At 67.1% G+C, this 17413-nt stretch carries 19 protein-coding genes; 4 read left to right on the top strand and 15 right to left on the bottom strand.

Annotated elements, in window-relative coordinates; genetic code table 11:
• Positions 1-2 precede the first annotated feature (2 nt).
• Entirely contained in the window at positions 3-179 is a 177-nt protein-coding gene (locus tag ABW137_RS26345; protein ID WP_526404413.1) for a CsbD family protein, read from the top strand.
• A gap of 6 nt (positions 180-185) precedes the next feature.
• Here the strand turns inward: ABW137_RS26345 and ABW137_RS26340 are convergent, their stop codons facing one another.
• A complete protein-coding gene (locus ABW137_RS26340) occupies positions 186-1007 on the bottom strand; it encodes an LLM class F420-dependent oxidoreductase (protein WP_526404407.1) in 822 nt (273 codons plus the stop codon).
• Positions 1008-1143: 136 nt separating this feature from the next.
• On the opposite strand from ABW137_RS26340, the gene ABW137_RS26335 reads away from it, so the two are divergent.
• Complete coding sequence (locus ABW137_RS26335; RefSeq protein WP_526404412.1) at positions 1144-2262, top strand: carboxylate-amine ligase; 1119 nt, start codon at positions 1144-1146, stop codon at positions 2260-2262.
• Between the two features lie 7 nt (positions 2263-2269).
• Here the strand turns inward: ABW137_RS26335 and ABW137_RS26330 are convergent, their stop codons facing one another.
• The 6 genes from ABW137_RS26330 to ABW137_RS26305 are packed head-to-tail and all read right to left on the bottom strand — an operon-like array spanning position 2270 to position 7680.
• Entirely contained in the window at positions 2270-2977 is a 708-nt protein-coding gene (locus ABW137_RS26330) for an anti-sigma factor (protein WP_526404406.1), read from the bottom strand.
• Positions 2974-3546: an RNA polymerase sigma factor gene (locus ABW137_RS26325; protein ID WP_526404411.1), complete on the bottom strand. Its 573-nt coding sequence runs from the start codon at positions 3544-3546 to the stop codon at positions 2974-2976. Before ABW137_RS26325 ends, ABW137_RS26330 begins: the two co-directional genes overlap by 4 nt.
• An 8-nt stretch (positions 3547-3554) precedes the next feature.
• Positions 3555-4340, bottom strand: coding sequence for a DUF1295 domain-containing protein (locus ABW137_RS26320; protein ID WP_526404405.1), 786 nt, complete (start codon positions 4338-4340; stop codon positions 3555-3557).
• An 18-nt stretch (positions 4341-4358) separates the two neighbouring features.
• Entirely contained in the window at positions 4359-5642 is a 1284-nt protein-coding gene (locus tag ABW137_RS26315; RefSeq protein WP_526404404.1) for an SAM-dependent methyltransferase, read from the bottom strand.
• On the bottom strand, positions 5639-6379 hold the full coding sequence (locus tag ABW137_RS26310; RefSeq protein ID WP_526404403.1) for a DUF1365 domain-containing protein: 741 nt from the start codon (positions 6377-6379) through the stop codon (positions 5639-5641). The genes ABW137_RS26315 and ABW137_RS26310 overlap by 4 nt, the downstream gene beginning before the upstream one ends.
• The gene (locus tag ABW137_RS26305; RefSeq protein ID WP_526404402.1) at positions 6373-7680 is read right to left on the bottom strand and encodes an NAD(P)/FAD-dependent oxidoreductase; all 1308 of its coding nucleotides are present in this window, start codon (positions 7678-7680) and stop codon (positions 6373-6375) included. Before ABW137_RS26305 ends, ABW137_RS26310 begins: the two co-directional genes overlap by 7 nt.
• 99 nt (positions 7681-7779) lie before the next feature.
• On the opposite strand from ABW137_RS26305, the gene ABW137_RS26300 reads away from it, so the two are divergent.
• Positions 7780-9411 (top strand): amidohydrolase, encoded by a 1632-nt coding sequence (locus ABW137_RS26300; protein ID WP_526404410.1) that lies wholly within the window; start codon positions 7780-7782, stop codon positions 9409-9411.
• Positions 9412-9454: 43 nt separating this feature from the next.
• Complete coding sequence (locus ABW137_RS26295; RefSeq protein ID WP_526404409.1) at positions 9455-10804, top strand: amino acid permease; 1350 nt, start codon at positions 9455-9457, stop codon at positions 10802-10804.
• A gap of 3 nt (positions 10805-10807) precedes the next feature.
• On the opposite strand, the gene ABW137_RS26290 is transcribed toward ABW137_RS26295, so the two are convergent.
• The 8 genes from ABW137_RS26290 to ABW137_RS26255 all read right to left on the bottom strand — a co-directional run.
• A complete protein-coding gene (locus ABW137_RS26290; protein ID WP_526404401.1) occupies positions 10808-11860 on the bottom strand; it encodes a poly-gamma-glutamate hydrolase family protein in 1053 nt (350 codons plus the stop codon).
• Positions 11861-13096, bottom strand: coding sequence for an Nramp family divalent metal transporter (locus tag ABW137_RS26285; RefSeq protein WP_526404408.1), 1236 nt, complete (start codon positions 13094-13096; stop codon positions 11861-11863).
• Positions 13097-13188: 92 nt separating this feature from the next.
• On the bottom strand, positions 13189-13383 hold the full coding sequence (locus ABW137_RS26280) for a hypothetical protein (RefSeq protein WP_526404400.1): 195 nt from the start codon (positions 13381-13383) through the stop codon (positions 13189-13191).
• Between the two features lie 55 nt (positions 13384-13438).
• Positions 13439-13750 (bottom strand): hypothetical protein, encoded by a 312-nt coding sequence (locus ABW137_RS26275; RefSeq protein ID WP_526404399.1) that lies wholly within the window; start codon positions 13748-13750, stop codon positions 13439-13441.
• A 103-nt stretch (positions 13751-13853) separates the two neighbouring features.
• Positions 13854-14645, bottom strand: coding sequence for an SDR family oxidoreductase (locus tag ABW137_RS26270; RefSeq protein WP_526404398.1), 792 nt, complete (start codon positions 14643-14645; stop codon positions 13854-13856).
• Between the two features lie 185 nt (positions 14646-14830).
• On the bottom strand, positions 14831-15784 hold the full coding sequence (gene ku / locus ABW137_RS26265; protein ID WP_526404397.1) for a non-homologous end joining protein Ku: 954 nt from the start codon (positions 15782-15784) through the stop codon (positions 14831-14833).
• A 21-nt stretch (positions 15785-15805) separates the two neighbouring features.
• Positions 15806-16723: a carbohydrate kinase family protein gene (locus tag ABW137_RS26260; RefSeq protein ID WP_526404396.1), complete on the bottom strand. Its 918-nt coding sequence runs from the start codon at positions 16721-16723 to the stop codon at positions 15806-15808.
• Positions 16724-16757: 34 nt separating this feature from the next.
• A partial coding sequence (locus tag ABW137_RS26255; protein WP_526404395.1) for a mannitol dehydrogenase family protein occupies positions 16758-17413 on the bottom strand: 656 nt, incomplete at its 5' end.

The following is a 17413-nucleotide window of genomic DNA, read 5'->3' as shown; positions in this document are numbered from 1 at the left end:
CCATGACTGCATCCAAGAAGGCCCGTCACACCGTCGATCGCCTGGCCGGACGGGTCAAGGAGAACATCGGCGAGATGACCGGCAACGAACGACTCCGCAGCGAGGGCAAGGTCGATCAGGTCAAGGCCCGCGTGAAGATGTCCGGAGAGCGATTCAAGGACGCCTTTCGGGGCCGCTGACCCCGGCTACTTGAGAAGCGCGATCACCTTTGCGAACGCCTCGGCGTGAGGCTGCTGGACGATGACGTAGGTGACGCCGTAGGTGTCGCGGTAGCGGCGAATCTCGTCGGCGATGTCGCTGATCGAGCCCGACAGCACGCCGGGGGTCCGCAGCAGCTGGTCGTCGGACAATTGCGGTAGGAACCGCCGAGTGATCGACAGGTCGGGGATTCCGGTGTCGTCGATGGGCATCGCGGTGACCGCGATGTTGAGCTCCAGATCGTCGAAGCGGTCGGGAGCTGCGGCGCGGACGAACGCGATGCGCTCGGCCAGCGGATCACCGCCCTCGGTGGTCGGATCCCCTCCGGTCAACCCGATGACGTGCGCCTTCTGCGCGGCGACCGTCAGCAGCTTGTCGCCGTTGCCTGCGATGAGAAGGGGTACGTCGGCCACGTGCTCGCTGAGGTAGTCGACGACGTGCCGGAGGTAGTCGACGCGCTGGCCCGCCGAGGGGAAGGGCAGTTCCGCAGCCTCGAACTCCGCCTTCACGTAACCGGCGCCAAGGCCGAGCTCGAGGCGTCCCCCGCTCAGGTCGCGCAATCCCTCCGCGTCGCGGGCCAGAAGCGCTGGCTTGTAGAACCCGGCGTTGAGGACGAAGGTACCGAGGTGCAGGGTCGTGGTGGCCGCGGCCGCCGCCATCAGAGTGGGAAACGGCGCCGGCGCCCCGAGATGGTCGGGGACGTGCAGAACGTCGTACCCCATGTCTTCCGCGCGGCGGGCCCAATCCTGGACGGACGATTGCCGTTGCGCGGAGTGCAGACCGAACCCGAACCGAAATTCCTTGGCCATCACCAGAGCTTAGGTGCCCCCGGGAAACTCACATGTTTGACCGTGGTGGGCGCGGGAAATAGTCCTCCCGAGCCGAGCGAACCCATCGCTCCGCAGGAGGTGTATCACCCTGATCCGGCCCGTTGTGGACGATCCGATGGGCCGGATCAACACTCCGCCTGAACTGCCGACGATGGGCGTCGAGGAAGAGTTCCTTCTCGTCGACCCGCGTACCGGCCAGCCCGTTCCCCACAACACCCTGGTCGCCGACGGAGCCGCCCAACGTGGCGTGGATCTGGAGCTCGAACTCACCAGCTGCCAGGTCGAGACGACGTCGGAGGTAGCGACGTCCAGCGAGGATTTGCGGGCCGACCTGACGAGGCTGCGCCGCATCACCGCAGAGGCCGCCGACGCCGCAGGCGCGCGACTGATGGCGGTCGCACTTCCGCCGACGCTTCCGCACGAGTTTCCGATCACCGACAAACCGCGCTATCACAGGATCGCCGAGAGATTCGGCATGATCGCCCACGAACAGGGCATCTCCGGCTGCCACGTGCACGTCGCGGTCGCCGACCGGGAGCTTGCGATCCGGGTGAGCAATCGGTTGCGGCCCTGGCTTCCGCTGCTCCTGGCGTTGACGGCGAATTCTGCGGTGTACCGCAACGCCGATACCGGACACGCCAGCTGGCGCAGCGTGCTGTGGGGGCGTTGGCCCAGTGCGGGGCCGCCGCCGCACTTCGACTCGATCGACGAATACGACGCCCTCGTCAAGATGATGCTCGACTCCGGCGCCATGCTCGACGACGGCATGGTCTATTGGGACGTCCGCCCGTCGGCCAATTTTCCGACCGTCGAAGTCCGGGTGGCCGACGTGCCAGCCACCGTGGCCGAGACAGTGCTCTACGCGACGTTGGTCCGGGCGCTCGTCACGACGACGATCGACGACGACCAACGGGGCGAGCCGATGCCGTCGGTCTCGCCGCAGGTGCTGTCGGCCGCCTACTGGAAGGCCGCGAGGTACGGCCTGGAGGGCGACCTGATCGACCTCACCGATGGGCACGCCGTGCGGCCTGCCGGTGCGCTGCTCGACGCGTTCGTCGAGGACCTACGGGAGACGCTGACCGCGTCGGGTGACTACGACATGGTGAAGTCGGAGGTGGCGCGGATACTCACCGACGGCAACGGCGCCGCACGTCAGCGGCGGGCTTGGCGTCGGCGTGGCGACGTGAGCGACGTCGTCGAGGAGACCGCAAGGGCGACCGTCGAGGGCTGCTGACGACCCGTCACGCCAGCGACAGCTCGGCGAAGATCGGGGTGGTTGGCGTCGTCGACCCACCGGGTGGTTCGACGGTGAAGGCAAGAGCGGTCGAGTTGCCCAGGTCCGGGAGCACGGCCTTTGTCGACGGCGACACCGCCGCTGCGTCCATGGTGCCCGCCGATGCCGCACCGGCGTCGCTGAGCAGCCACATCTGGTAGACGGTGCCCGGCTTCGGCGGGGCGACGTCGTTCATCACCAGGAAGCCGGCATTGCGTTCCCGCGAGAACACGAACGTGGCTCTACCGGAATCGATCTGGGCCGAGACGGTGCGGACGTCCGGCGCGGCGTAGATCTGCTCGGCAGCGGTCTGCGTGGGCGCCGGTCGCATCGCGAACCCGACCCCGAGCGCGCCGACCCCGATGACCACCGCTGCTGCGGCGGCGACTGCGATGGTGCGCCACCGCGTCGACTGCGGTCGCAGCTCGACCACCTTGCCGTCGTCGACGGCGCTCAGCAGCCGCGCGCGCAGCTCGGGCGGCGGTTCGACGGCCGTCGCAGCGGACATCCGCGCCATGAGTTCGCGGACCGTGCGGACTTCGTCGGCGAAGGCGAGTGCGACGGGCGCCGGGGCATCGGCAAGTTGTCGTTCGACGTCCTCGACGTCGGCCTGCGGCATCGCGTGCAGCGCGTAGGGGGTAGCGAGGATCATCAGATCGTCATTCGGCTCGGTCACGAGACCCCCAGACACTTGCGCAACCCACGGATGCCATCACGCATCCGCGACTTTATGGTGGCAAGGTTCGCCGCCAAGCGCTCGGATACCTGGACATAGGTCAGGCCTTCGTAATAGGCCAGCTGGATGCATTCGCGCTGCGGATCGGTCAGTGAGTCCAGGCACGCATTGACCTGTCGCTGCTCGTCGAGCTGGATGACGGCCTCGGCGACGCGGTCCGCGGGCGGGTCGACGTTGGCGGCGCCGTAACGCGATTCGCGCTGGCTGGTGGCCTGCTCGGACCTGACCCGGTCGACCGCACGGCGGTGCGCCAGTGTCATCAACCACGCGAGCGGCGTGCCCGCCGCCGGGTTGTATCCCTGCGCGTTGCGCCACACCTGCAGATAGATGTCCTGGGTGGTCTCTTCGCTGTAGCCGGGGTCGCGCAGCACCCGTACCACTAGGCCGTACACCCTTGCCCTGGTGTTGTCATAGAAGGCGGCAAACGCCTCGACGTCGCGCTGTGCGACTCGGCGCAACAATGCGTCGAGGTCGGCCGTCACGCCGCGTAGTGTACTACTGGCGGTCACGAGAACGGTCACGACACTCGCGACCTTGGCGGACGTGGAACGAAAAATGATGTCCGCGTGCAGTATTCACGAAATCCCGGACGGTCGGCCATGATTCGCTCGGTGAGTCGCGCGCCGGTGGCGTACACCAGGAAATAGGTCATCGCGACGGGTGACAGCACCGTGGCCAGCGACAGCAGACCGGTGATCGAGATCAGCCACAGACCCCACCACACCGAGGCGTCGCCAAAGTAGTTGGGATGCCGCGTCCAGGACCACAGGCCACGGTCCATGATCTTGCCCTTGTTGGCGGCGTCGGCCTTGAACTGGCGCAACTGGCGATCGCCAAACGCCTCGAACAGCACCCCGAGCGCCCACAGGGCGACGCCCGCCACCAGTACCGGCCGCAGCACGCCCGGCGTCGGCCCGAGGACCGCGGAGAGCTGCAACGGCAGCGAGATGAACCATGCCGCGAGTGCCTGCGTGAGGAAGATCTTGCGAATCACGTGGGCTGGCGAGAAGTCGCCGTCGAGCAGATCGTCGTACCGCGGGTCTTCACCCCGCCCGGAGGACTTGCCCACCATGTGCCACGCCAGTCGCAGTCCCCACACGGCCGTCAGCGCCAGCAGGAGCACCCTGCGGAACGGATCCCCATCGCCGACCACCGCGGCAACCATCGCCACGGCGACGAAGCTGGCCCCCCAGGTGACGTCGACGACGTTGTAGCGGCCGATCCGCCTGCCGATTGCAAAGGTGACGCCGTACACCACCAGCAGAATCGCCAGGGCGGCAACGGAAACGACGACGAAGCTCATCGGACGCTCATCGGACGCTCATCGGGACGTACCGGTCGGGGCGAAGGTCCACTGGTAGACGTCGAGGTAACCGGAGCGGAAACCGGCCTCCGAGTACGCCAGGTACAGCTCCCACATTCGCGCGAAGACCTCGTCGAAGCCCAACGCGAACACGGAGTCCCGTCGCGAGTTGAAGCGTTCCCGCCACAGCCGCAGGGTCTCGGCGTAGTGAGGTCGCAGCGACAGCATCCCGACGGTGCGTAGTCGGGTCTCCCGCTCGGTGATCCCCACGACGCCTTCGACGGACGGAATCATCCCGCCGGGAAAGATGTACTTCTGGATCCAGGTGTAGGTGTTGCGCGAGGCCAACATTCGGTCGTGCGGCATGGTGATCGCCTGGATCACCACCCGGCCACCGGGTGACACCAGTCGGTCCAGGGTTTGGAAGTAGGTGGGCCAGAAGCGATATCCCACTGCCTCGATCATCTCCACCGAGACGACGGCATCGTAACGCCCCTCGATCTCGCGGTAGTCCTTCAGTTCGATGGTGACGAGGTTGGAGAAACCCGCCGCGGCCACCCGCTGCTGGGCGAGGCGCTGTTGTTCGGCGGACAGTGTGATCGAATGAACTCGCGCACCTCGCGCTGCGGCGCGTAGGCACAGTTCGCCCCATCCGGTCCCGATTTCGAGGACGTGACTGCCCGGCCCCACCCTTGCGGAGTCCAGGAGGCGATCGATCTTGCGGTGCTGCCCCGCCTTGAGTTCGGACCACCCGGGTTGGGAATTGTCGAACAGCGCGCTGGAGTAGGTCATCGTGTCGTCGAGGAACTCGGCGAACAGGTCATTCGACAGGTCGTAGTGCTCGGCGATGTTACTGCGGGCCTGCTTGAGGCTGTTGTGCATCGAACTCGGATGACTGACCACCGCCAGCGGTCGAAGCCATTGCAGCGCAGGCGGAACCAGGTCGGCCACCGAGTTCGCGAATGCGGTCAGCAGGCCGGCCAGATCGTCGGAACTCCACTCGCCCGCCATGTACGACTCGCCGAACCCGATCAACCCGGACCTGCCGACGCGACGGAACAGCGCGCTGGGTTGGTGAATGTCCATCGTCGGCAGTGTCGGATCGGCCGCACCGACCACGGATCCGTCCGGATACCGCAACCGCAGCGGCAGGCGGGTGGCGGACCGGCCCAGGAACGATTCTGCGACTCGAGCGGTGGCCATGCTGATCGGCCCGCCCGGCACCCGCGCGACCGACGGCCAGCGTGCCGGGTCGACGGAATCTGTGGTGGTGCCGACATTTCCGGTGACGTTGATGGTCACAGCTGGCCGACCCTCTCCCGCTCGGCCGCGGGCTCCCGAGGCACGACTGGTACCTTGCGCGCCCACAGCGTGATGCCCTGGATGCGGATCCACATCGCTCCCATCAAAGGTGCCACCGGTGCCACCAGCTGGAGGCGAAGAACGTTGGCCACCGTTGCCTCGCGGCGGGTGCCGTCGAGCGTGGCGACGAAGGCGGGCCTGTTCTCCCGGTGCAGGGAGATCGTCACGTCCAGGCGCTCGTCCGGAAGCGGCGCACGCACCAGGTAGTAGCCGTCGACCTCGTTGAACGGGGACACGTACAGTGCCTTCTTCACCGCGGCGGGTTGATTGCCCGTCGGGGGCAGCAGGTAGGCGTGGCGCCCACCATAGGTGTTGTGCACCTCGGCGATGACGTGGCGCAGCACGCCCTGCGCATCGTGGCACCAGAAGACGCTCAGCGGATTGAACACGTACCCAAGCACTCTGGCCTGCAGAAGCGCCGTGACGGTGCCACCCGGGAGTTCGATGCCACGCTCGGCGAGGTAGGCGTCGACCCGCGTCCGCAGGGTGTCCTGACCGGCGATCGGCGGCGAGAGGTGGTCTGCGGCCTCGAATTGCGCGAACGGCTGCAGCCACCGGGGCAGGGTGGGCAGCTCGTCGATGTCGACGTACCAGCTGTACCCGCTCTGCTCGAAGTAGTGGTGAACCGGAGCGCGACGGAGGTGGGTGATGCGGGTGCGGTACAGCGCGCTCAACATGGCACCGACTCCAGATCCGCGGCGACCGACCAGTCGGCGCCGAGCCTTCGGGCGGCCCGAAATCCGGACGCGGCTCCGTCCTCGTGGAAACCCCAGCCGTGGTACGCCCCGGCGAAGGTCACCCGGTCGTCATCGATTGTCGGCAACAGTCCCTGTGCGGCAAGGGATTCGGGTGTGTACAGCGGATGTTCGTAAGTCATGTCCGCGATCACGGTGGACTGATCGACGTAGTCATGCCCGCCGAGCGTCACCAGGAAGCGTTCGGTCCCGGACAGCCCCATCAGCCGGGTGACGTCGTAGGTCACCAGCACGTGGTCCACGTCCGGCGTCGCCAGGTAGTTCCAGGAGGCCCTGGCCCGGGAGCGTCGCGGCAGCACCGATTCGTCGGTGTGCAGCTGAGCGTGGTTGGTGGAGTAGCGAATTGCGCCAAGGACGTCCCGCTCGGCGGCGGTGGGTTCGGCCAACATCAGAAGCGCCTGTGCGGGATGGGTGGCGATGACCGCCGCATCGAAGGTGCGGGGTCCGTCGACGCCTGCCGAGATCTGTACGCCGTCGGATACCCGTTTGACCGAGCGCACCGGCACTCCGGTGCGCACCTCGTGCAGTCTCTCGGCGATGGCCGCGACGTAGGTGGCCGACCCGCCGACGACGGTGCGCCACGTCGGCGATCCGAAGACCGTCAGCATGCCGTGATGCTGAAGGAACACGAAGAGGTAGCGGGCGGGGTAGCGCATGGCGTCGCCGGGAGCGCATGACCACACGGCGGCCACCAGGGGAGTCATGAAGTGCTCGACGAAGTACGGGGAGAAGTCGTGCCGCTCGACGAACGCGCCCAATGTCTCGCCAGGTGCGTCGGTGCTCTCGTCGGTGGTCAGCAGGCGGGTGGCCTCGCGGTGGAACCGCTTTACCTCCGCGAGCATCAGCAGGTATCGGGGGCGGGCGTTCGACCAAGAGGGGAAGAGCCCACCGAGGCCGCGGGCGCCAGCGAACTCGAGGCCCGAGGCGTCGTCGCGTACCGACATCGACATGTCGGTGTCGTGCGTCGCGATGCCCAGTTCGGCGAACAACCGGCACAACGTCGGATACGTGCGGTCGTTGTGCACCAGGAAGGCCGAGTCGACCGCGACGACGTTTCCGTCGCCCCTGTCCAGGTGGTGGGTGTGCGCATGTCCGCCGAGCCGACCGTCGGCCTCGAACAGGGTCACCCGGTTGCGCGCGGACAGGACGTAGCTGGCCGTCAGTCCGGCAACGCCGCTGCCGATGACGGCGATCGAGCGGCCGATGAGGTCTTCACGTTCCACGATCACTATTCGGAACCACCGACGAGTCGGATGGGTGTCGTCGGCTCCCGTTCGACATTGCGGATCCCTAAACGCCGCGTAGTGTGCGAATCCGTGGCGATGACGCTGTTTCGCAACGGAACCGTGTGGACAGGTACCTCTCAGGCGACCAACGCGAACGAGGCGACGGGATCGACGACGGTTGGCGCACTTCTGGTCGACGACGGCGTCATCGTGGCCCTGGGTGACGACGCTCTCGCGAAGGCGACCGATGCTGCTGTCGAGGTCGACCTGGAGGGCGGATTCCTGATGCCGTCCTTCGGCGACGGGCATGCCCACCCGATGCTCGGCGGCCTCGAGTTCGTCGGTCCGGCGGTGCGGCCGTGCAGTTCGGTGGAGGAGATCGTCGCCGAGGTTCGGAAGTACGCCGAGGCGAATCCCGACGACGAGTGGATCGTCGGCGCCTCCTACGACGGGAGCCTGGCCGAGGGTGGGCTGTTCGACGCCCGCTGGCTCGACGAGGCGGTGCCCGACCGGCCCGTCGCCCTGCGCGCGTGGGACTACCACACGATGTGGGTCAACTCGGTGGCCCTCGAGCGGGCAGGCATCACCCCGGAGACGCCCGACCCGGTGCTCGGCGAGATTCCGCACCGCGACGACGGCTCGGTGCTCGGCACCATGCGGGAGTGGGGGGCGGTGGACCTCATCTCCGCCGTCATGCCCCCGCGCGACGAGGACGTGCGGATCGCGGCGCTCGGCACGGCCGCCGACTACTACCTGGCCAGGGGCGTCACCTGGGTGCAGGACGCATGGGTCGAGCCCGGTGACGTCGACACCTACGTCGCCGCGGCCCGAAGCGGTGCGCTGCGCATCAGGTTCAACCTGGCCATGTACGCCGACCCACGCCACTTCGACGCGCAGCTGGCCGGTTTCGCCGAGGCGCGCCGCCGGGTGGAGGGGGTCGGGTCGCCGCTGCTGACCGCGCACACCGTGAAGTTCTTCGCCGACGGCGTCGTCGAGAACGAGACTGGTGCGCTGCTCGCGCCGTACTGCTCAGGACTACACGGGCACGGCATGACCGTCTGGGAGGGCGACAGCCTGGCCAGGGCCGCTCGGCAGGTCGACGAACTCGGCCTGCAGATCCACATCCACGCCATTGGCGACGCTGCGGTACGTCAGGCGCTCGACGCCATCGAGTACGCCATCGAATGCAACGGGCCGCGCGACCGTCGCCCGGTGATCGCTCACGTGCAGCTGGTCGACGACGCCGATCTTGCTCGCTTCGCCAAGCTGGGCGTGATCCCCTGCATGCAGCCGCTATGGGCGCAGATGGACGCGTTGATGACGGTGCTCACGATCCCGCGCCTCGGCGTCGAACGCGCCGACAAGCAGTACCGGATGCGCAGTCTCGACGACTCGGGTGCGCCGCTGGCGTTCGGCTCGGACTGGCCGGTGTCCTCCGGCGCACCGTTCGACGGCATCGCGATCGGGGTGTCGCGGCAGATCCCGCAGGGCGATCCCTGGATCGCGGAGGAGATCCTGACGATCGACCGCGCCCTGTCCGCCTACACCGCAGGCGTCGCCGAGCAGGCCTTCGCCGAGGGCACGTGGGGCCGCCTGATTCCAGGCGCAAGTGCCGACCTGGTCTGGCTGGCGCGCGACCCGCGTGAGACGCCCGCCCTCGACCTGCCCGCAATCGTCGTGCGGGGTACCTATCTCCGGGGCGAGCTCGGTCAACCGTTCCACAGCTGAAGGGAAAGCCATGTCCACCACACCTTCTGGGCCACCGGTCTCCATGGGCAAGTCGTCGGCCGAGACGGCGGTAGCCGCGGGCGAGGGTCACCTCAAACGCGCGCTCGGCGTCCCAGCCCTGGTGCTGTTCGGCATGGTCTACATGGTGCCGCTGACGGTGTTCACCACCTACGGCATCGTCACCCAGCTGACGGGCGGCCGACTGTCGGTCGCCTACCTCGTCACGCTGGCCGCCATGGTGTTCACCGCGAGGTCCTATGCGCGGATGTCGGCGGCCTATCCTGTGGCGGGGTCGACCTACGCCTACACGCAGAGAACGTTCGGCGCGCCGATCGGCTTCCTGGCCGGTTGGTCGCTGCTGCTGGACTACCTGTTCCTGCCGATGCTGAACTACCTGGTCATCGGTATCTACATGGAGGCCGCGATCCCCGCCGTGCCCGCCTGGGTGTGGATCTTGGTATCGATCGTCATCGTGACGGTGCTCAACATCATCGGCATCGTGTCGGTGGCACGGGCCAACTTCCTGCTGCTGGCGCTGCAGGTGATCTTCATCCTCGTCTTCGTGGTGATGGCCTTCATGACCATCACGAAGGCAGGCAACGTCAACCTGCTGGCACCCTTCTCCGGGGACGGCTCGGTGAGCGGGGCAAGCCCGATCTTCGCGGGCGCGGCGATCCTGTGCCTGTCCTTCCTCGGCTTCGATGCCGTGTCGACGATGTCGGAGGAAGCCAAGGACCCGACTCGCACCGTGCCAAAGGCGATCATGATCGCGACCGTGGTGTGCGGGCTCATCTTCTTCGGTCTGTCCTACGTGTCGCAGTTGGTCTTCCCGTCCAACGAGTTCGCCGACGTCGACTCGGGATCGTTGGACGTGATGACCTCGGCCGGCGGGCAGTTCCTGAACACGTTCTTCACCGCCGCCTACATTGCGGGCTGCATCGGTTCCGCGCTGACGTCGCAGGCGTCCGTGGCCAGGATCCTGTACGCGATGGGACGCGACGGCATCATGCCGCGCAGGGTTTTCGGACACGTCTCGCTGCGCTTTGCGACGCCGACCTTCGCCATCCTGGTGGTGTCGGTGATCTCGCTCGTCGCGCTCTGGATCGATCTGGGCTTCCTGGCTTCGGTGGTGAGTTTCGGTGCGCTGATTGCCTTCTCGGCGGTGAACCTCACCGTCATCAAGCACTACTTCATCGACGCCGGCGAGAAGAACGTCCTCAACAACCTGTTGCTGCCGGGGATCGGCTTCGTGCTCACCGTCTGGTTGTGGACCAGCCTCTCCTGGCTGACGCTCGAAGTCGGATTGATCTGGCTGGCCATCGGTTTCGTGTGGCTGCTGATCGTGACCCGCGGGTTCCAGCGGCCGACGCCGGTGCTGGACATGGAGGAGTAGCGCTCAGTTCGGCCAGGACCGTGCGGCCGCAACGAGGCCGTCGACGAGTAGGGACGTCGCGCGAGTCAACCCGTTGTCGCCGACCATGCCGCTGCGCGGGCTGATGCCGCGTACGCGTGGTGACAACTCGATCTGAGCCCCGCCGCCGCGGGGTTGATTCACGGGGTTCAGTGGATGCAGGCCGCGTAGCTCGCGGGGGATCTGCTCCAGCTCGGTGACCAACTCATAACCGGGCACGACGACGTGTCGGGCGAGGTGTGCGGCGAGGTCCCGGTTGCGCCCGCCCACCAGCAGTTGAGTGCTGCGGTTGATCCGGCCGTATCCGTGCAACGACACCACGACGTCGACGTGATCGAGGAACTCCGCGAGCGCGGGCGACTCATCGGCGCGAAAAGCGCTGGAGCCCAGGTGGTTCGGGTAACCGTCGGGATGGTGCACTAGGTAGACCGAGGCATTGGCGGCGACTGCCGCCCGCTCGGCGATGACGTCGGTCATTCTCTCCAGTCCGCCGCCGTGGATGGCGAGGAAGCCGAACGTCGACCGGAGCACGGTGGACTCGGTGACGTCGGGGTCGGCCAGAAGCTCGGTAAGGGTCTGCGGCGCATCCGGACCGGGGTCGCCCAGCTGACGGGGCCAGTGCACGGGATCCCAGCGGTGAAGGAAGTCGAGCCAGCGCGCGGGCAACCCGTGGTGCATGGCGCCGTCGATGATCCGCTCCAGGTAGCCATCCCGCGCAGGCCCCGGCTCGATGCGGTGGTCGATGTACACCCAGGCCTCGACGGGGCCGTCGTCCGACGACACCACCAGGCGGTCACGTCGGTAACGCACGGGCACGCCCTCGGCGCGGTCGAGGTTCGCGAGGTCGGCGTCGCTGACCCGCCAGAGGATGCCGTGAACCTCCGCGCCGTCGAACGGTTCCAGGGTGGCGACGCCACGTTCGTTGATGAGCCAGTCGTGGTCGGTCAGCGTCGCAGGCCGGGGATCGGTGGCATCCGGGCAGCGCCGCGTCATCTGCGTCACGTCCAGGTTCGACCCGTACGCGAAGTAGGGCTGCATTCAGCCGGTGACCGTCAGATAGATGAGAACCACGTTGAGAAGACTAATCACCCCCGCGACCGTCCAGCCGAGTGCGGTGGTCACGCGGTGGTTGACGTCGTCGCCCATGAGCGAACGGTTGCTGGTCAGTCGCACCAGCGGAATCAACGCGAACGGGATGCCAAACGACAGCACCACCTGCGACAGCACCAGCGCGCGACTGGGGTCGAAGCCGACGGCCAGGATCACCAGCGCGGGGATGAGCGTGACCAGCCGGCGCAGCAGTATCGGGTAGGTGCGCCGCAGCAGGCCTTGCATGATCATGGCGCCGGCGTACGCGCCGACCGAGGTGGAGGCCAGGCCCGACGCCAGGAGTCCGATGGCGAAGAACAGTGCGACCGTGTGGCCGAGGGTGGTCTGCACTGCGGAGTACGCGCCCTCTATCGAGTCGGTGTTGTCCATGCCCTGCAGGTTGGTGGCGGCGACCAGCAGCATCGCGAGATTGACGGCGCCCGCGACGATCATCGCCAGGGCGACGTCGTATCGGGTCACGCGCAGGAGGCGGCGACGCGGTTCGCCTGCCTCGGGTTGACCATGACGGTCGCGGGCGAGGCCGGAGTGCAGGTACACCGCGTGCGGCATCACCGTGGCGCCGAGCATCGCAGTGGCGAGCAAGATGCTCTCCGGGCCGTCGAAGCGCGGCACCAATCCGCCGACGACATCGCTCGGCGAAGGGGGTTCGACGAAGAGGCTGGTCAGGAAGCCAACGGCGATGACGAGCAGCAGGCCCGTGATGACGCGCTCGAAGACCCGCTGCCCGCGACGGTCCTGCACCGCGAGCAGCACCAGCGAGACCATGCCGGTGATGACGCCGCCGAGCAGGAGCGGCAGATCGAACAGCAGATAGAGCGCGATCGCACCACCGACGACCTCGGCGAGATCGGTTGCCATGGCGACCAATTCGGCCTGCAGCCAATAGGCGACCCTGGTGCGGGTCCGGGTGTGGTCCGCGACGGCCTCCGGAAGCGAACGCCCGGTCACCAGACCGAGCTTGGCCGACAGATACTGCACCAGCCCGGCCATGACGTTGGCGACCAGAATCACCCATACCAGCAGGAAGCCGAATTGGGCGCCGGCGCTGACGTTGGCCGCGACGTTGCCGGGGTCCACGTAGGCGATGGCCGCCACGAAGGCCGGCCCGAGCAGGAGCATGGTTGAGCGCTTGGAAGCCTTGGGCGCCGTGGTCTTGGTCGACAACTGATCCACTCTCGATCCGGGGATGCGAATAGAAAAGTTAGGTTAGCCGAAACCTTGTCGATCGACCAGCGGAACGACTCATTGGGTTGCCGTCACCAGGGGAAGCCGACGACGAAGCCGCCGTACGGGTACGAGTTGTTGTTCATGACGGGCGGCGACGTCACGATCTGCGCGTGACCGGGAGTCTCGCACTGCGTGGTCAACGGTCCCGTGTTCGTACAGTCCGGCGTCGCTGTCGCCGTGGGTGCGGCGAGTAGTGCGCCCGCGATCGCGGCGACCACAGTCATTGGGACGAGAGTCCTTGGTGGGCAACGCACGAGCGGCGTCCTGTCCGGGCCGACGTTACCGGTGGCCGCCACCGCCACCGCCACCACCACCGGCACCGCCGCCGTGGGGTCCCCAACCGCCACCGCCGATGACGAGGGCAGGACCGTAGAACTCGTCCTCCCATGGGTAGAGGTAGGTGGGGACGTCAGGTGCCGTCGCCGTGATCTGGACGTTTCCCGGCGACTGGCACTGAGTGGTCGAGGTGCCGGTGTCGCCGACCTCCCCGGCGGTCGTGCAGCTGGGCTCCGCCGATGCGGACGGGGCCAGGAGGACGGCCGACGCAGCCCCTGCAGAAGCAAGCAATCCGATGAGATACCGCGTGCGCATGGCAGGCCCTTCGTTACGGCGATTGATTGTCGTCACGCCTCTGACAGCAGACTGCCAGCGTACAACCCTTTTCTGGTGACCAGCGGCAAGTCGCGGGTCGTCATCACAGGTCGGGGATGGGGAACTCGAAGTTCGGGACGGTGATGCCGCCGTCGACCTCGAGGGTCTTGCCGGTGAGGAAGCTGCCCGCCGACGAGGCGAGGTAGACGGCGGCTGCGGCGATGTCGAGCGGGTCGCCAAGGCGCCGCAGCGGCGTGGCGTCCTCCATGGGTTTGCGTAGTTCGTCGTTGCTCGCCAGGATGTCGAGCGCCGAGGTGAGGATCGAACCCGGGGCGATCGCGTTGACCCGGATGCGCGGCGCGAGGTCGAGCGCGGCCAGTCGGGTGTACTGCGCGAGTGCGGCTTTCGCCGTTCCGTAGGCTGCGAATCCGCGGCCGGAGACCCGGGCCATCGTGGAGGTGATGTTGATGATGCTGCCGCCGCCGGAGTGCTCGAGCATCAGGGGAACGGCGGCCGTCGTCAACGCGTGCGCGGTGGTCACGTTGAACGTGAAGGCATCGCGCAGGTCCTTGGTGGAGGTGTCCATGAGCGGCGCCGGCATGGTGCCGCCGACGTTGTTGACGACGATGTCCAGTTTGCCGAACGCCTCGATGGCCTCGGCAGCGAGCTTCGCCGTGTCCTCCGGATGCGCGAGATCGGCGACGACGACGTGCGCGCGGCGGCCCACTGCGCGGATCCGCTCGGCGACCTCGTCGAGTTGCGACTGGGTTCGCGCCGCAATGACCACGTCGGCGCCGGCCTCCGCGAAGGCTACCGCCATGGCGGCGCCGAGCCCGCGGCCTGCGCCCGTGACGACGGCGACCTGGTCGACGAGCTTGAATCTGTCGAGAATCACAGGAGTCGACGCTACTAGAACACGTTCTAATTCGACGCGGATTCTGGGCGATGGCTGCGATCCGTTCGGCACGCGACCCGCAGAAACCCCGGAAAGGCGTAGCTCGGCAGGTACGGTAAATGATTGGCGGCCAACGACATTCGCGTCGGAGACGCCAGTCGACGTCGTCGCGCGCAGCGCGCTTCCTACTTCTTGGCAGGAGCCTTCTTGGCAGGCGTCTTCTTGGCGGGAGCCTTCTTCGCGGGCGTCTTCTTCGCAGGAGCCTTCTTGGCCGCGGCCTTCGCGGGGGCCTTCTTGGCCGGCTCGTCATCGTCATCGCCATCGTCGTCAGACGATCCGGACGAACCCGACTGGCGCGCCTTGACACTGGCTTCGAGCTTGGCCAACAGATCGGACACGTCGTCGGTCTCGTCGAGTTCGGCGGGCTGTTCCTCGACGGCGAACGCCTCACCGCCATCGATCTTGGCCTGGATGAGTTCCATCATCTCGATGCGGTAGTTGTCGGTGAACGCCTCGGGATGGAAGTCATCGGTCATCGACTCGACCACCTGGCCTGCCATCTTCAGCTCGGCGGGCTTGATCTCCACCTTCTTGTCGAGTTCGGGGAAGTCGGGGTCGCGGATCTCGTCGGGCCACAGCAAGGTGTGCACGACCATCACCTCACGCTTGCCGAAGTCCTTGACGCGCAACGCCGCCAGCCGCGTCTTGCTGCGTAGCGCGAAGTGCACGATCGCCACCCGGTCCGTCTTCGCGAGCGTCTCCGCCAGCAGCACGTAGGACTTCGACGACTTCGAATCGGGCTCAAGGAAGTAGCTCTTGTCGTACATCAGCGGGTCGATCTGGTCGGCGGGGACGAACTCGACCACTTCGATCTCGCGGCTGCGCTCCTCGGGCATCGTCGCGATGTCCTCGTCGGTGATGACGACGGTCTGACCGTCTTCGGACTCGTACGACTTGGCGATGTCGCGGTATTCGACGACCTCGCCGCAGATTTCGCAGACCCGCTTGTACCGGATGCGTCCGTTGTCCTTCGCATGCACCTGGTGGAACTTGATGTCGTGGTCTTCGGTCGCGCTGTAGACCTTGACCGGCACGTTCACCAGGCCGAAGGCGACCGATCCCTTCCAGATGGAACGCATGACCCAGTATGGCTTACCGGTTCAGCCGCGCAGCAGAGCGGCGCGATCCGGCAAGTCGGCACCCGCGCGCGCGACGGTCAGCGCCGACGCCAGCGACGCCGTCTGCACGACGCGTTCCAGCGTCTCGACGTCGATGCGGGCCAACTCCGCGCGCCGATCACCACCCAGCAGGTCGAACGTCCACAACGCGTCGATCAGCCCAGTCATGAACGAATCGCCTGCGCCGACCGTGTCGATCACCTCGACCTGACGTGCCCGCGCGGACACCGTCCCGGCCGCGCAGATCGCGAACGATCCACGTTCGCCCATCGTCACCGCCACGATCGAAGGACCGAGCGACTGCCACGCGGTCGCGAGCTGCTCCGGTGTCCGGCTGGGATCGATCCAGCGCAGATCCTCGTCGCTGGCCTTGACGACGTCGGACTTCTCGACGAGCCGCTCGATGCGGGCGATGGCCTGCTCGCGGTCGGCGATCAGGGCGGGACGTACGTTCGGGTCGTAGGTGACGGTCGCCGCCAGGTGATAGGCGTCGAGCAGTGCGGCCGTCGCCAGGCAGCCAGGATCCGCGAAACCGGCGATCGATCCGGTGTGGACCACCAGCGGGGGAGCCACCTCGGGCGTTCCTGCCAGCTGCCACTCGAGGTCGAACGTGTAGTTCGCGGCGCCCGTCTCATCGAGGCGGGCCATCGCGGTCGGCGTGCGCGCGGCGCCGCTGCTTCCCGGCACCAGTCGGACGTGGGATGCCTCGAGGTGCTCGACGATGCGGTGTCCACGTTCGTCGTCACCGATGTGAGTGAGGAAGTCGACGTCGCGTCCGAGCCTGCCAAGCCCGACCGCGACGTTGAGCGGGCTGCCGCCGACGTGCTCGCCGAGTATCTGCCCGTCGCGTTCGACGATGTCGATCAGTGCCTCGCCGATGACGAGGGCGCGCTGCGTCATCGCTCGTCCCTCGCTCGTCGTCGCCTTCGGGACGTCACTGCGAGTCCTTCCCACCGACGAGGGCCTCCAGCGTCGCGCGGGCCCCGACCTCGTGAAGCGAGTTCAGCGTCCACAGGTAGGCGTCGACGAACCGCTGCTCCTTGGCCAGGTCGCCGAACAGCGCAGTGTTCTCGATGAACGCCGTCGGGTGTTCCAACTGCGACTTGGCCAGTGGCACAAGGGAGTCCGCCAACTGGTCTTGAACGTCGATGAGTTCGCCCTGCTCGTCGACACCCTCGGCGTAGCGGGCCCAGCTTGCGACGGTGGCCGCGGACAGCTTGACGGGCTCGCCGCTGGTGAGGTTCTCCTTGATCACCGGCACCAGCCACTGCGGGATGCGGTCCGACGAGCCGAAGCACAGTCGCACGATGGTGTCGCGCACGGCGGGGTTGGCGAAGCGGGCGATCGCGGTCTTCTTGAAGTCGGGCAGGTCGATGCCGGGCACTGGCTTGAGGGTCGGCGTCGCCTCGTTGTCCATGTAGTCGAGAAGGAACTTCGCGAACAGGGGGTCGCCCGCAGCGTCGGCCACCAGTCGGTAGCCCGCCAGATAGGCGAAGTAGCAGAGAGCCTGATGGCCGGCGTTGAGCAGCCGCAGCTTCATCAACTCGTACGGCGTGACGTCGTCGACGAGCAGCACGCCGACGTCCTCGT

Source organism: Mycobacterium sp. (genome assembly GCF_040509115.1).
Classification (GTDB): Bacteria; Actinomycetota; Actinomycetes; order Mycobacteriales; family Mycobacteriaceae; genus Mycobacterium.
This window is presented reverse-complemented; position numbering and strand designations above follow the sequence as displayed.

Coding starts and splice junctions, on each gene's coding strand:
- ABW137_RS26280 (WP_526404400.1), bottom strand. CDS start 13,383: ATGACTGTGGTCGCCGCGATCGCGGGCGCACTACTCGCCGCACCCACG.
- ABW137_RS26260 (WP_526404396.1), bottom strand. CDS start 16,723: ATGACGCAGCGCGCCCTCGTCATCGGCGAGGCACTGATCGACATCGTC.
- ABW137_RS26320 (WP_526404405.1), bottom strand. CDS start 4,340: ATGAGCTTCGTCGTCGTTTCCGTTGCCGCCCTGGCGATTCTGCTGGTG.
- ABW137_RS26295 (WP_526404409.1), top strand. CDS start 9,455: ATGGGCAAGTCGTCGGCCGAGACGGCGGTAGCCGCGGGCGAGGGTCAC.
- ABW137_RS26275 (WP_526404399.1), bottom strand. CDS start 13,750: ATGCGCACGCGGTATCTCATCGGATTGCTTGCTTCTGCAGGGGCTGCG.
- ABW137_RS26345 (WP_526404413.1), top strand. CDS start 3: ATGACTGCATCCAAGAAGGCCCGTCACACCGTCGATCGCCTGGCCGGA.
- ABW137_RS26335 (WP_526404412.1), top strand. CDS start 1,144: ATGGGCCGGATCAACACTCCGCCTGAACTGCCGACGATGGGCGTCGAG.
- ku (WP_526404397.1), bottom strand. CDS start 15,784: ATGCGTTCCATCTGGAAGGGATCGGTCGCCTTCGGCCTGGTGAACGTG.
- ABW137_RS26290 (WP_526404401.1), bottom strand. CDS start 11,860: ATGCAGCCCTACTTCGCGTACGGGTCGAACCTGGACGTGACGCAGATG.
- ABW137_RS26300 (WP_526404410.1), top strand. CDS start 7,780: ATGACGCTGTTTCGCAACGGAACCGTGTGGACAGGTACCTCTCAGGCG.
- ABW137_RS26310 (WP_526404403.1), bottom strand. CDS start 6,379: ATGTTGAGCGCGCTGTACCGCACCCGCATCACCCACCTCCGTCGCGCT.
- ABW137_RS26340 (WP_526404407.1), bottom strand. CDS start 1,007: ATGGCCAAGGAATTTCGGTTCGGGTTCGGTCTGCACTCCGCGCAACGG.